The 13,743-nt window shown below is 60.7% G+C and carries 11 protein-coding genes; 1 reads left to right on the forward strand and 10 read right to left on the reverse strand.

What is annotated here, in order from left to right; genetic code table 11:
- Positions 1 to 298: 298 nt before the first annotated feature.
- From H7C19_RS03120 to H7C19_RS03145, 6 genes are all read right to left on the reverse strand, one after another.
- Positions 299 to 652 carry a hypothetical protein gene (locus H7C19_RS03120; protein ID WP_185141120.1) on the reverse strand — a complete coding sequence of 118 codons (354 nt, stop codon included), beginning with the start codon at positions 650 to 652 and terminating at the stop codon, positions 299 to 301.
- Between the two features lie 88 nt (positions 653 to 740).
- Positions 741 to 2,234, reverse strand: a complete 1,494-nt coding sequence (locus tag H7C19_RS03125; protein ID WP_185141121.1) for a methyl-accepting chemotaxis protein — start codon at positions 2,232 to 2,234, stop codon at positions 741 to 743.
- 339 nt (positions 2,235 to 2,573) lie between these two features.
- Positions 2,574 to 3,098 (reverse strand): RNA polymerase sigma factor, encoded by a 525-nt coding sequence (locus H7C19_RS03130; RefSeq protein WP_185141122.1) that lies wholly within the window; start codon positions 3,096 to 3,098, stop codon positions 2,574 to 2,576.
- Between the two features lie 129 nt (positions 3,099 to 3,227).
- Positions 3,228 to 3,755 (reverse strand): 3D domain-containing protein, encoded by a 528-nt coding sequence (locus H7C19_RS03135; protein WP_185141123.1) that lies wholly within the window; start codon positions 3,753 to 3,755, stop codon positions 3,228 to 3,230.
- Between the two features lie 49 nt (positions 3,756 to 3,804).
- Positions 3,805 to 5,745, reverse strand: coding sequence for a threonine--tRNA ligase (thrS, locus tag H7C19_RS03140; protein WP_185141124.1), 1,941 nt, complete (start codon positions 5,743 to 5,745; stop codon positions 3,805 to 3,807).
- A gap of 585 nt (positions 5,746 to 6,330) precedes the next feature.
- A complete protein-coding gene (locus tag H7C19_RS03145) occupies positions 6,331 to 7,218 on the reverse strand; it encodes a putative sporulation protein YtxC (RefSeq protein ID WP_185141125.1) in 888 nt (295 codons plus the stop codon).
- Positions 7,219 to 7,391: 173 nt separating this feature from the next.
- Between H7C19_RS03145 and H7C19_RS03150 the strand changes: the two genes are divergently transcribed.
- Entirely contained in the window at positions 7,392 to 8,489 is a 1,098-nt protein-coding gene (locus H7C19_RS03150; RefSeq protein ID WP_221469014.1) for a GGDEF domain-containing protein, read from the forward strand.
- Positions 8,490 to 8,543: 54 nt separating this feature from the next.
- Here the strand turns inward: H7C19_RS03150 and mqnC are convergent, their stop codons facing one another.
- The 4 genes from mqnC to H7C19_RS03170 all read right to left on the reverse strand — a co-directional run bounded on the left by mqnC (position 8,544) and on the right by H7C19_RS03170 (position 13,624).
- Positions 8,544 to 9,680 carry a cyclic dehypoxanthinyl futalosine synthase gene (mqnC, locus tag H7C19_RS03155; protein WP_185141127.1) on the reverse strand — a complete coding sequence of 379 codons (1,137 nt, stop codon included), beginning with the start codon at positions 9,678 to 9,680 and terminating at the stop codon, positions 8,544 to 8,546.
- Positions 9,681 to 9,822: 142 nt separating this feature from the next.
- On the reverse strand, positions 9,823 to 11,199 hold the full coding sequence (locus H7C19_RS34580; RefSeq protein WP_185141128.1) for an EAL domain-containing protein: 1,377 nt from the start codon (positions 11,197 to 11,199) through the stop codon (positions 9,823 to 9,825).
- An 88-nt stretch (positions 11,200 to 11,287) separates the two neighbouring features.
- Positions 11,288 to 12,460, reverse strand: coding sequence for a PLP-dependent transferase (locus tag H7C19_RS03165; protein ID WP_185141129.1), 1,173 nt, complete (start codon positions 12,458 to 12,460; stop codon positions 11,288 to 11,290).
- Positions 12,461 to 12,463: 3 nt separating this feature from the next.
- Positions 12,464 to 13,624: an aminotransferase class I/II-fold pyridoxal phosphate-dependent enzyme gene (locus H7C19_RS03170; protein ID WP_185141130.1), complete on the reverse strand. Its 1,161-nt coding sequence runs from the start codon at positions 13,622 to 13,624 to the stop codon at positions 12,464 to 12,466.
- Positions 13,625 to 13,743 lie beyond the last annotated feature (119 nt).

Raw genomic sequence — 13,743 nt, forward strand, 5'->3', positions numbered from 1 at the left:
ATCAATATGGAGTACGCTTCGTCATCCCCTCCCCCTGAGCGAAGGGGATATCGCTTGAATAGAAAAAAAGAGTCTCGCTCGCCGGACGATAGATCGCCCGCCAAGCAAAGACTCCTTCCATTCGGTTACGCCAACGCGATGAACGTACCATTAGATATACCGCGCCTAAGCCACAACGACTCAGGTAGATCAATTGTTACGCGTTACGCCAAAACTGCAGTTCGGCGCGAAGATGCTACGCCATTCCTAGCGAGCGGCACGACGAGTTATCCCATTCCCGCAGTCCGGCGCGCCGCCGCTACAGCCAATCAGGCAGATCGGCCGGTGCCGATCCGTCGCGCATCGCCTCGTACCGCGCGATCTCGGCGCGGAGCTGTCGCACCTTCTCCATCGGTTTCTTCACGTAATGAATATATTCGACAGCCAGATGATGATCCGGCTTCTTGCCATTGAACATCCGACGAAGCGCCGACATGGACCGGTAAGCCTGCTCTTCCATGCGCAACCGCCGTTCATACCGCTCGACCAATTCCTCGATCTCGGCGACTTCTTCCTCGCGCTTCGCGATCAGCGCCTCCAGGAGGGAGTGAACTTCCGCGCTGCGGCGATGGCTGGCAGAGGCGGAAGGATTCGCGTGAATGGGTTCGTTCATGGGATATCACCTGTCTATTCTTGTGAACTATTATCACACATGAACATATTGTACCGGAAAATGGGGCTGCTGAGAACACTTATGTAAGCTATTTTTGTGGAGTTATGCCAATATCGATCCCCACCACGCCGATTGGCACATCCCCCTCGTCGCGGATCGGCATCGATACCGTCAGACACGGCTTCTTCGTGATCGCGGACAAATACACTTCCGAGACGAACGTCTCCCCCTCCATCGCCCGCCGCCACCATTCCCGGCCTCTGGCGTTGAGGAGACCCGCTTCCGGCTCGGAGTAGACGAACGATCCGTCGCTCCGGTTGGACCAGATGGCCTCCATTCCGGCCGTCTCGCTCAGGCAGTTCCCAAGCACCTGCCGATGCGCCGCCTCGTTCAAGCCTCGAAGCGCCGGATCCGCAGCCAGCACAGCCAGCCGTTCCGTCCAGCGCCCCGTCTCCGCCTGTCCGGCGTCGGCCCAGATCTGTCCTCCCGCCTGCTGCACGGCGCCGATCAGCTCGTCCGCGGCATCCTTCAGCTCGGCCGACACGCGCCCGAGCTTCGCGGTCTCGCTGCGCTGCTGCCGATTCTGCGCGAGCGTATCGCCCACGCTCTCGACCGTGATGCCGACCGTCTCGACGACTTCTTTCAGCAGCTCATTCGCAACTGCAGTTCGACCGGCCTGCTCGACAGCCGCATCAAGCGTCGTCGCCACCTGCCGGTCTACCTTCACGATATGGTCGAAAATCGAATCCATCCTCGCACGGCTCAGGCGCATCTCCTCCAGGCCGCGCGCGACCGAGCGCTTCTCCCGATCGACCGACGCGACCACCTCGAGAATGCCCGATTCGATCTCCCTGGCGATCGCCGACGACCGCTTGACCGCCTCGCCGCTCTGCTCCGCCAGCTTGCGGATCTCCTGAGCCACCACGGAGAATCCGCGGCCGAACTCTCCGGCATGCGCGGATTCGATGGCGGCGTTCAGCGAGAGCAGCGACGTCTGCGCGACGATCTCTTGAATGATTGCGTTCATCTCGGCGATCTTCGTCGCCTGTACGCTTAAGCCTCGCACCCGCTCTTCCACGGTACCGTGCTGGAGAGACAGATCGCTCATGACCTCATCGGTTTGATGGAGCGATCGGCTCACTTCGCGCACGACTTCTTTGGCTTCGCGGCTCTGCTCGCTCATGCGCTCGGACGTGCCGCGGATCTCCTCCGACGCGGCCGCTACCTCCTGCAAGGCGGAGAACGCCTGCTCCAACTGCTCGACGGCGGTACGGCTGTGGCTGCGCAAGCGCTCTTCCTGCACCGCGGAACGATCCGCGATCGCCTCGAGCTGCCCCATGCTCGAATCCACCTCGTCGACCGCCGCCCGGAGCCGGTCGGAGATGACGACGGCCTCCTCGACCATGCGGCGGAGCTTGTCGCCTCCCGCCTCATCGGGTTGGACCGCCCCGGGTTCCCCCGCCGTCCGTTTCGCCTCTATCGGCGCTCCGGACTCCACGGCTGACGGCCGCTCGTCCGCATCGGCGCCTACATGGCCGACAGGCTTGCTCCGATCCTGCATCCAACGTTGCCAAAAGGCCATTCGCGAAGCCTCCCGTCGTCGACAATGCCTGCGCAAAATCGACATAATGTAAGAATTTCTCACATTATAACCCCGACTCGCGCAAAAAGAAAGAGGAACCTCTCGGTTCCTCCGTTGCTCGCGTCATGTATCGTTACCTGCCGATAACCTTCGTAAAGCGGAAGGCAAGTTAACGACGAGGTGAAGATTTCTTCTGATGGTTGCTCGCGCCTTGATTCGGGTCCGCTGTCAATTCGGACGAGAGTTCGGCGTCGGCAGCGTTCGCCTTCTGCTTCTTGTTTTTGGCCATGGTGATGTGCTCACCTCCCCTGCCCTTAGGTTGGACAAGGGGAAATACGTTTATGTATGCGTGGAATCTTCCTGGGATTGCGCTTTGATCCTGGCCTTGCCCCGGTGAATGCGGGCTTTGACCGTACCGACCGGCACGTCGAGCGCGGCTGCGATCTCGTTGTCCTTAAACCCGTAATAAAATTTGTACAGCAGCAGCGTGCGCGTCTGGGGATCCAGTCTGCCCAGCAAATCGGACAGCTCCGCGAACATCTCCGGCTCGGGCATCGTGTACAATCCGACAGCGTAATCCTCGCAACTCTCGCACACCGTCTCCGCTCGGCGGGCACGGTTCGCATTGGAGGCCAGATTGGCCGCGATCGTCTTCGCCCATGGGATGATCTTGTTGCTCTCCCGCAAGGTGTCCATCTTCTCAAGAATGCGTACCCATGCTTCTTGAACGATATCGACCGCATCGTTCTTCTGGTGAAGCCTGTGTCGCGCGACCCGCAGCATCTGACGGTACATCTCCGTCATCAGTTCCTCTTCGATCGCGGGGTAGCCCGGATGCTCAGAGTCTCGAAGGGAGTTCGTCATCCAAACGTTCACTCCTTGAGAGAATGCGTCTCAATACGCATTCATTGTAGCATAGGAAAATCTGAAAAGATACGGGTTTACCATTAATTAGAAATTATTCGCTAATATTATCTAATTTATTTCATTATACTACGAATCAAAAATCTTGGTAGAAAAATCTTGCTGCGCGGCCACGACTTCGTTCATCGAATCCAGCATCGCTTCCGTAACCTTGCCTTTGCCCCAGCGAACGACCTGGACGCGGACCGTTTTTTTGCCCCATTCCTGGAATACTTGCCGCGTGGAAGGGAAGTACAAATCGATCTTTTTCCCTTTGATTCGGGAGCCGGTATCGGCTACGCAGCCATACCCGTATCCCGGAATGAACAGCACCGTGCCGAGCGGGAACACCTTGGGATCCGCCGCGATCGTCGACACTTTGCTCCGCCGGACTTTCACGCCGGATTTCGTAATGCCGTACTGCGGATGTCCGGGCCGCTTGCCCGTCGATTCCACGCCGGCGGTATACCCGGTCGCCATGACGCTGACGACTTTGGGGGGCTTCTCGTTCGCTTCGTCGGCGGCCTCCGCCGCATCGTCGCCGGCTTGGAGCGAAACGAGCAGCAGAACGGCCACGACGACGAAGCGCATACGCGCATAAAAAAAACTTGCTGGCATGGGATGCATTCCTCCTACACGTGAGGGTGTCCAATGCCAGCAAGCTTTATTAATCGATGCGCTTCTTCGCGATCTCTTCCGTCACGCGGGCGATGAATTCCTGCGCCGGCACCGCGCCGAGATCGCCTTCGCCGCGTCTGCGGACGGAGACGGTGCCGTTCGCCGCTTCGTTCTCGCCGACGACGAGCATATAAGGCACCTTCTCGAGCTGCGCCTCGCGGATTTTGTAGCCGAGCTTCTCGTTGCGCAGGTCGGCTTCGACGCGTACGCCGGCCTCCTGCAGCTTGTCGGCCAACTCGCGCGCATAGGACTCGTAGGCCACGCTGACGGGCAGGATCTTCGCCTGTACCGGCGACAGCCAGACCGGGAGCGCGCCCGCGAAGTTCTCGAGCAGGAAGGCGGTCATGCGCTCCATCGTGCTGATGATGCCGCGGTGAATGACGACCGGACGATGCTTCTTGCCGTCGTCGCCGACGTATTCCAGCTCGAACCGCTCCGGCAGCAGCACGTCCAGCTGGGCGGTCGACAGCGTCTCTTCTTTGCCGAGCGCCGTCTTCACTTGCACGTCGAGCTTCGGACCGTAGAACGCGGCTTCGCCCTCGGCTTCGAAGTACGGCAGGCCCAGCTCTTCGACGACTTCGCGCAGCATGCGCTGCGAAGTCTCCCACATGTGGTCGTCCGGCCAGTACTTCTCTTTGTCCTGCGGGTCGCGGTAAGACAGCCGGAAGCGGTATTCCTTGATGCCGAAGTCTTCGTATACGCGCTGGATCAGCTGCACGACGCGGGTGAACTCTTCCTTGATCTGATCCAGCCGGCAGAAGATGTGCGAATCGTTCAGCGTCATGGCCCGGACGCGATGCAGGCCGGTCAAGGCGCCCGACATCTCGTAGCGGTGCATCATGCCGAGCTCGGCGATCCGGATCGGCAGGTCGCGGTAGCTGCGCATCTCGCTCTTGTACACCATCATGTGGTGCGGACAGTTCATCGGGCGAAGGACGAGCTCCTCGTCATCGAACGCCATCGGCGGGAACATGTCTTCTTGGTAATGCTCCCAGTGGCCGGACGTCTTGTAGAGCTCCACATTGGCGAGCACCGGGGTGTATACGTGCTGGTAGCCCAGCTTCTCTTCGAGATCGACGATGTAGCGCTCGAGCGTGCGGCGGACTTTGGCCCCGTTCGGCAGCCAGATCGGGAGACCTTGGCCGACCTCTCGGGAGAAGGTGAACATGCCCAGCTCTTTGCCCAGCTTGCGGTGGTCGCGCTTCTTCGCTTCCTCGAGGAAATGCAGATGTTCGTCCAATTGCGCCTTCTTCGCGAACGCGGTGCCGTAGATGCGCTGCAGCATCTTGTTCTTGCTGTCTCCGCGCCAGTAAGCTCCCGCTACGCTCAGCAGCTTGAACGATTTGATGCGGCCGGTGGACGGCAGATGCGGCCCGCGGCAAAGATCGAAGAATTCGCCCTGGTCGTAGATGGTGATCTCGGCGTCTTCCGGGAGCGACTGGATCAGGTCCAGCTTCAGCGGGTCGCCCAGCTCCTCGTAGATGCGAATTGCTTCTTCCCGGCTTACGACGCGACGGACGATCGGCAGATCTTCTTTGACGATCTTCTCCATCTCGCGCTCGATGTTCGCGAGATCGTCCGGGGTAATGGACTGCTCCATGTCGATATCGTAGTAGAAGCCGTCCTCGATGACCGGCCCGATACCGAGCTTGACGGCCGCATTGCCGTAAAGGCGCTTGATCGCTTGGGCCATCAAGTGGGCGGTGCTATGGCGCATCACTTCAAGGCCGTCCGCGGAGTCGAGCGTGACGATCTCGATGGCGGCTTGGTCTTGGATCGGCGCGTTCAGGTCGACGACCTTGCCGTTGATCTTGCCGGCCACGGCGTTCTTCTTGAGGCCGGAGCTAATGGAGCCTGCGACGTCTTCGACGGTCGCGCCCGCTTCGTATTCGCGGACGGCCCCGTCGGGAAGCTTGATTTGTACGGACATTTCTTTCTCCTCCTAAGCGTCAAGTCGGGTAAGCCGCAGTTTTTCCGCCTTTATTCTTTTCCGGCCGCTGTTCAAATCCGGGAAAGCTTGTAAATAACTACGCGATGTAGCTTCCCGGCCTTGAAAGGCGGACGTAAACTTCTCCGGAGAATAAAAGCTGCCGAACCGCTCTGCCCTTTTTTTGCGAACAACAATCATCAAAACGAAACGATCGGGGACAAGCAAGAACGCAAAAAACGCCCGTCCCCGGAAAGGGACGAGCGCTCGTTAAGGTTAGCGTCGTGGTTCCACCCTTGTTCAACCGCTCCGCCGCGAAGGCGAGGCCGGTTCTCTAGGCATGAGTAACGGTCATGACCCGGCAGCGCATAATGACGCGGCGAATGCGATTCGCGCGTGTTCCGCTCTGCAGCTCGAAAGGGGTCGATGTCAAGCGGTACCGGAAGGAACTTGCAGCCAAGGTTCCTCTCTCTGGGCCGTCCGTCACAGGACATCGTTGTCTTTTTCGTCGCCGATACCGGAAATTATACGCGCTCATGCGCCGAGAAGTCAAGCATATACGCGCTCAAACGCGGATAAGTCAAGCCATTAGACTTTGGGCATGACGGTGCAGACCGCCCGCTCGCCGAAGATCCCCATCAGCGTCCGGATCACCTGCGCATCCGGTTCGGGCGTGTGGATGTACAGATGCCGAGGAGAAACCGCCAGCAGCCGGCTGACCAACATGCTCTCCTCTTCCTGGTCGTCCTCTTCGGGGCCGGCGTCGGCCCGCCGGAGACCGTCAGGGTCGTGTTCCCGCTCCAGCGGGCGCATCTTCTCGTCGAGCAGTTGGAACGCATGCCCTCCGCCATGCAGCACATGCACCGCTTGCACGCGGACCTCCTGCCATTCGACCATCGTCTGGAGCAAGGACATGAACTCCTGATATTGCCGTTCCATCAACCGTTCCTCGACAGCCGTCTCCGCCGCTTCGCAGATCTCCGCCTCGTAATCGCGCATGCGGAACCGGATGAAGCCGTCGATGTTGAGCCGCCCGTTGGAGACCAGGAAAGCGCCGAAGCGCTGGCCGAGCTTCTTCACCCGGTTCTCCCGGCCGCGCCCGACCGCGAACGACGTTCCTTCGGGCCATTCCGTCGGCTCTCCGTCGAGCAGCGCGATGGCTTCGGAGACGAGCACATCCGCCTCGACCGCTTCGCGGATGCCGAATTTCCGTTGAAAATGCCGCCTGAGCATCAGCGGTTCCTTCTCCGAGACGAGGAACTCCGCCACGACGGCGCCCGTCTTGTCGCAAAATTCCTTGCGACCGCGTTCGATCGTCATGCGGCATTGAATGCCGGAGCGGTCGGCCAGCAGCGCCCACGGTCCCTTGCCGCTCCATCCGGTCAACCCGGGGAACGCTTGATTCAGCATCGTTTCAAGCCGTTCGCGCGAGGAAGTGTCGCCTTGCGTTTCGATGATCCACTCGTCTGCCTGCATCGGCTCACCCCCGAAGTCCCTTGTTCTAATCTATATGGTGACCGAAAAGGGGATATACGATTGCCAAACGGGTATGGTATATTTTATTAAAAAGCCCGGACGTCTCGATCCATTCGTCCCACTACCGTTTAGGCCTTTCAAGACGAGAGGAAATGAAGATGGTCTTCCCTTCCATGGAATTGAATCAACGACGTTGGAATCGCCTTCTGCTGAACGGTTTTTGGAGCGTTTTGCTGCTCAGCGCGCTGGTCGAGTGTCTGTATCTGGCGTCCACGACCGTGCGGACGTTCTCGTTTGTCTGGCTGTTCGTCATTCGCCCCAGCGCCTTGCTCGCGCTGATCATCGGAGCGGCCGAAGCCGGCGTTCGGCGGCTGCCCCGCTTCCACGATTACTTGCTCATTTCCGCCTCGACTTTGATCGCCGTTACGATTACCGGCGTTCACGCGAACTTACCCTACCTTCCCTTTTCCTTATTATTTCCGATTTTGGTCAGCACCTTTTATTTTCAATTAAAGAAGCTGCTCTTCGCCCTCATTTGCTCGCTAAGCGGCATGATCTTTCTCTACCTGTTCGTCAGGACGCTTCAGAAAGCGCTCTCCGCCATGGATATCGTCACCGTCTCGCTATTCATGACGGCCTATAGCGCCATCGCGGTCGGCGTGCTGATGCGGGGGCGCGAAATCCTTCGCCACCTTCGTTCCTCCTACGAGAAGCACCAGGAGCTCCTCGTCCATACGATCGTGATGGACAAGCTGGCGAAGACGGATGCCCTGACGGAAACCTACAACCATATGGCTTTTCACGAATATCTGGCCCGGTTGACGGAGCAGGCCGAGCACGGTCTTCCGCTGCATCTGGCGATCATGGATATCGACAGCTTCAAGTCGGTGAACGACACGTTCGGGCACCGCGCCGGCGACGAGGTGCTGCGTACGGTGGCGGGCATCGTCCGCTCGCTCGCGAGCGAATCCGACGTCGTCGCGCGGTACGGCGGCGAGGAGATCGCGGTTCTGTTCACGGAAAAGACGCTCGTGGAGACGTATGAGACGGTGGAGTCTATTCGGGCGTCGATCGCCAGCTCCGGCCACGCGGCGCTCGACGGCCGCTCGGTCACGATCAGCATCGGCCTCGCCGCCTATGTCGAGGAGATGGACAAGGAAGCGCTCTTCCGAAGCGCGGACATGGCGCTCTATCAGGCGAAGCACGCGGGCAAGAACCGGACGGTCGTCGCCTCGCTGACCGCCGCCGCGACAAAAAGCAGCCCCGCGTAGGGGCTGCTTTTCTCTGGACCGCTATTTCCTCGAAGGATCGGGAATGAACGAATATCAGTTCTGCATCACGAAGTCTCGCGTCACGTTCTCGTTGTCGTGATAGACCTTCAGGATCTCGTACTTCGTATTGCGCTGAGCCGGAATCTTGCCCGCTTCGCGAATCAGCTTCAAGATCAGCTCGATATTGACCTTGTGCGTCGTGCCCGCCGCCGAGACGACGTTCTCCTCCATCATCGTGCTGCCGAAGTCGTTGCAGCCGTAGCTGAGCGACAGCTTGCCGATCTCCGGTCCCATCGTCACCCAGGATGACTGGAAGTTATCGATGTTGTCGAGCGCGATCCGGCCGATGGCGAGCGTCTTCAAGTACTCTTCCGGCGTCGCCTTCTCCCGCTTCATGTTCGTGTTGTCCGGCTGGAACGTCCAAGGGATGAACGCGAGGAAGCCCTTCGAAGGGTATCCGTTCCGAATGCACTCGTCCTGCGCCTCGCGAACCCGCAGCATGTGCAGCGCCCGCTCCTCCATCGACTCGCCGAAGCCGATGACCATCGTGGCCGTCGTGTTCATGCCGATGCGATGGGCGGTCTTCATGACGTCCATCCAATCCGTCCAGGAACCCTTCAGCCGGCTGATCTTCTTGCGCGTACGGTCGTCCAGAATCTCCGCGCCGCCGCCGGGCAGCGAGTCGAGGCCCGCTTCGTGGATCTGGCGGATGACTTCCTCCAGCGAGAGGCCGTCCGACACTTCCTTCATCTTGTGGATCTCCGCCGGGGAGAACGAATGCATCGTGATGTCCGGGAACCGCGCCTTAATCTTGCGCAGCAGGTCCAGATAATAGCTGAACGGCAGATTCGGATTCGTGCCGCCCTGCATCAGAATCTCGGTGCCGCCGACGTCCGCGGTCTCCTGAATCTTCTGCAGGATCGTCTCGTCCGGCAGCACGTAGCCTTGATCGGAACCCGGCGCGCGGTAGAACGCGCAGAACCGGCAGTACACGTCGCAGATATTCGTATAGTTCACGTTGCGCCCGACCACGAACGTCGTGATCGGATCGGGGTGGCGCTGCAGCATCAGACGGTTCGCCGCGTCCCCCATCTTCTCGATCTCATCCGATTCAAACAGGGTGATTATATCTTCCAGCTCCAGCCGTTCGCCGTTAAGCGAACGCGCCAGGATGGCGTCCACTGCGCTCATCTCGCCAGCCTCCTTCTCATGCTTCTCTATGGGATTATTGTAGCGGAGTTCCAGTTCCTTGTCATCCGAAGGCCGTTTGACAGTTTTGTGAAAAAATTCACGACAAAACGAAAAGAAAAGCCGCGGGGCTTTAAGGCAGGCCTTAAGAGGCGACTTGACCGCGGCGGTGTTGGATTCTTCTCTTGGTTTCTTGGAAAATGTCCCGTTCGTGTTCGTGCAGCAGCACGTTCGGCCTGGCGAAGTAATAACCCTGTCCCATGCCGACGTTCAGCTGGAACAGCACGTCCGCTTCCTCTTCGCGTTCGACGCCCTCCGCGACCACCTCGCAGCTCATCTCGCTGGCGGCGTTCACGATGGCCCGCAGCAGACTCAACTTGACGGCGAACCGGTCGACGAACTGAATGACGGAGCGGTCGATCTTGATCAGCTCGGGCGTCAGCTCTCCGATCCACTGCAAGCTGGAATAGCCGGCGCCCGCGTCGTCCACCGCGAAGCGGAACCCGTGCTTGCGGAACGTATCGAGGATATCCGCCATCGCCTTCAGGTCCTGCACCTCGTGCCGTTCCGTGATCTCCAGCACGATCTGTCCGGGCGACAGGGCGGGATGGCGTTCGAGGCACTGGAGCATGTGGCTCAGGAACGTCGGATGCGCCAGCGTCACCGGCGTGACGTTCAGGAAGATCGGCTCGCGAATGCCCCGCGCCGCGATCTCCTCCATCGCATGGCGGACGACGAGAAACTCCAGCTTGCTCAGCAGCTTGCTCTGGCTGGCGAAGCGGAACAGCTCGTCCGGCAGGTGGAAGACGCTCGCCGCGGGTCCGCGGGTCAAGATCTCCCAGCCGAACACGTCGCCGCTGCGCAGGTTCATGATCGGCTGCGCGAGCACCGAGATGCTGCCGTCCTGCAGGATCTGATCCAGCTGGCGGCGGGCGGCGATCACCTGCGGCGTCACCTGCCGGGTCGCCAGCGCCAGCGCGAAGTGGTACGCTTCCTGGAGCCGCTCCGAGGACGAGGCCTCCTGCTGCGACAACGGCAAGCAGACGGGCACGTAGGTGCCCGTCAAGGAGAGTCGCGCCCGCTCGGCGGGCATCCTGCCTTCGATCGCCACTTCAAGCGAGTGCTTGAGCAGCTCCAGCTTCCGGAACAACGCGGGCGGGACGAACGCCTCGCCGGGCTCGCAAGATTCGCGGATCAACATGACGTATTCCTGCGGACCGAACTGGTCCATCCCGATGAGCTCCGCGGGGCGGAACTGCTCGGCGGTCAGCTCCTTGAGCTGCGCGCGGGTCCCCGCCTGCAGCCGGGCGGCCGTGTCGGGAGACAACGGCTCGTGCGCGGAAGGGACCTCCCACCGGTACAGGGCCAGGTAGCAGGAATCGCCGCTCCGAATCCGCTTGTCCAGCAGGGAAACGAGCGGACGCCTCAGCGTGAAGTCGGGCGGAAAAGTCTTCAGCATGCGACTGGGCAGCATGAGCTTGGATACTACGCGAAGCTTGTCCAGCAACTCTTGTACGCTCACGATGATCAGCCTGCCTTGTCGGGATGTTTGGTACCATTTTACCATGTATAGACAGGCATGAATAGCAGATGTTGCCAGACTTTTTCGCTTATTCCGCCAATGCTTGCGCCAGATCGTCGATCAGGTCCTGGACGTCTTCGAGCCCGACCGAATACCGCACCAAGCCGTCCGTAATGCCGCGTTCGAGACGCACCTCCGGCGGCATCGCGGCATGCGACATCATCGCCGGATACGAGAGGATGCTCTCCACCGCGCCGAGGCTGACGGCGACGAGCGGTATCTTGACCCGGCCGAGCAGTCTCCGCGCGCGTTCGCCGCTGCCCGTATCGAACGAGACGACGGCGCCGTAGCCGCGCGATTGGCGCTCATGGATCTCGCGGCCCGGATGGTCCTCGAGGCCGGGATAGTATACGCGCGAGACGGCGGGATGCGCCTGCAGCCAGGCGGCCAGCCTGGCGGCGCCCCGCTCGCTCTCGGCCATGCGCACCTGCAGCGTCTTCATGCCGCGGATGAGCAGCCAGCTCTCCTGCGTGCTGAGCACGGTCCCTAGCCCGTTCTGCAGCTGCTTCACCCGCCGGCCGAGCGCTTCGTCCGCCGTCACGATGAGGCCGGCCAGCACGTCGCTGTGCCCGCCAAGGAACTTGGTCGCGCTATGGATGACCAGGTCGATGCCCAGCTCGATCGGCCGTTGATGATATGGCGTCATGAACGTGTTGTCGAGCATCGTCAGCAGCCCGTTCTCCTTCGCCCAGCTAGCGACGCGTCCGATATCGGTAATCTTGAGCGTCGGGTTCGAAGGCGTCTCGACGAACACGGCTTTGGTGTTCGGGCGCTTGGCCGCCACGATCTGGTCGAAGTCGGTCATGTCCACGAACGTCGAATCGATCTGGAGCCGGTTCAGCACCGTCGTAAGCAAGCGGTAGGTGCCGCCGTATACGTCCTCCGTCACGATGACGTGGTCGCCGGCCGACAATAGCAGGAACGCCGTCGAGATCGCGGCCATGCCCGAAGCGAAGGCGAATCCGTTCGTTCCGCCCTCCAGCACCGCGATATACTGCTCCAACGCTTCGCGCGTCGGGTTGCCGGAGCGGCTGTAATCGTGGGCGGGCGGACGGTCCAGATCGAAGTGGTGGAACGTCGAAGCCTGGTAGATCGGCACGCTGGAAGCGCCCGTGGCGGCATCGATCTCTTTGCCGAAATGAATGAGCCAGGTGGCGAAGTCTTGGCCTTGACCCTTGCCGTTCTCGTTCGAATGCGTCATGCGTTAAGCCTCCTCGATTTCCTGAAGCGCGGCGTCGATCGCTTGGCCGAGATCGGCGATGAGATCGTCGATATGCTCGATGCCGACGGAGAAGCGCAGGAGCCGGTCGTCGACGCCGACGCGACGGCGGATCTCCTCGGGGATGTCCGCGTGCGTCTGCACCGCCGGGTAAGTCAGCAGCGACTCTACGCCGCCCAAACTCTCCGCGAACGCGATGAGCCGCAGGTGGCGCAGGATCGGCTCGACGGTCCGGGCGTCTTTCATCCGGAAGGAGAAGATGCCCGTGTTGCCCGAGGACTGCCGCCGCTGAACGTCGTGCCCCGGATGGTGCGGGAGCGCCGGATGATACACCTCTTCGACCGCCGGATGGACTTTGAGCCACTCGGCCAGCTTCACGGAGTTGAACTCGTGGCGCTCCATCCGCAGGGCGAGTGTCTTCATCCCTCTCATGAGCAGCCAGGAATCTTGCGGACCGAGCACGGCGCCGATTGAGTTGTGAAGGATGGCCATTTCGTCGGACAAGGCCTGTCCTTTCGTGACGATCAGGCCGGCCAGCACGTCGTTGTGCCCGCCCAGATACTTGGTGGCGCTGTGAATGACGATGTCGGCCCCGAGCTCGATCGGACGCTGCAAGTACGGAGTGAGCAGCGTGTTGTCGACGATCGTCAGCATGCCTTTGCGCTTGGCCCATGCCGCCGCCTTCTCAATGTCCGTGATCATCATGAGCGGATTGGTCGGCGTCTCGATCAGGATCGCCTTCGTGCCCGGCGTACAGTGCGCTTCGAGCGCGTCCATATCGTTCGTGTCGACGTACGACGCCGTCACGCCGTACCGGGACATGATCCGCTCCAGCAGCCGGTACGTCCCCCCGTATAGATCGAGCGAGACGATCAGATGGTCGCCTTGGCTGAACAGCGCGAAGATCGTCTGCAGCGCGGCCATGCCCGAGCTGCAGGCGAATCCGCGATCGCCGCTCTCCAGCTCCGCCGCCGCCGCCTCCAATATCGCGCGGGTCGGGCTCTTGGTCCGGGAGTAGTCGAAGCCCGTGCTCTGACCGAGACGGGGGTGGCGGAACGCGGTCGCATGATAGATCGGATAGCTCACGGCGCCCGTCGCCGGATCTTCCTGGGACCCGATTTGGGCCAAACGGCTTTCGATGTTCATTGAGAGGTTGCCTCCTGCGTTCGGTAGAGTAGGGAATGAAAAGTCGGAGCGTCGTCCATGCCGCAATTCCCCTCCGGCCGCTGTTCTCAACCCTTTTTCCTAAATCCATTTGAGAAGGT

It is taken from the genome of Cohnella nanjingensis, assembly GCF_014212125.1.
In the GTDB taxonomy this organism is placed as follows: Bacteria; Bacillota; Bacilli; order Paenibacillales; family Paenibacillaceae; genus Cohnella; species Cohnella nanjingensis.

Bases quoted from the DNA above. Each gene is read 5' to 3' on its own strand.
- mqnC (WP_185141127.1), bottom strand. From the start codon at position 9,680: ATGAGCGCAGTGGACGCCATCCTGGCGCGTTCGCTTAACGGCGAACGG.
- H7C19_RS03125 (WP_185141121.1), bottom strand. From the start codon at position 2,234: ATGGCCTTTTGGCAACGTTGGATGCAGGATCGGAGCAAGCCTGTCGGC.
- H7C19_RS03165 (WP_185141129.1), bottom strand. From the start codon at position 12,460: ATGACGCATTCGAACGAGAACGGCAAGGGTCAAGGCCAAGACTTCGCC.
- H7C19_RS03130 (WP_185141122.1), bottom strand. From the start codon at position 3,098: ATGACGAACTCCCTTCGAGACTCTGAGCATCCGGGCTACCCCGCGATC.
- H7C19_RS03135 (WP_185141123.1), bottom strand. From the start codon at position 3,755: ATGCCAGCAAGTTTTTTTTATGCGCGTATGCGCTTCGTCGTCGTGGCC.
- H7C19_RS03150 (WP_221469014.1), top strand. From the start codon at position 7,392: ATGGAATTGAATCAACGACGTTGGAATCGCCTTCTGCTGAACGGTTTT.
- H7C19_RS03120 (WP_185141120.1), bottom strand. From the start codon at position 652: ATGAACGAACCCATTCACGCGAATCCTTCCGCCTCTGCCAGCCATCGC.
- thrS (WP_185141124.1), bottom strand. From the start codon at position 5,745: ATGTCCGTACAAATCAAGCTTCCCGACGGGGCCGTCCGCGAATACGAA.
- H7C19_RS03170 (WP_185141130.1), bottom strand. From the start codon at position 13,624: ATGAACATCGAAAGCCGTTTGGCCCAAATCGGGTCCCAGGAAGATCCG.
- H7C19_RS03145 (WP_185141125.1), bottom strand. From the start codon at position 7,218: ATGCAGGCAGACGAGTGGATCATCGAAACGCAAGGCGACACTTCCTCG.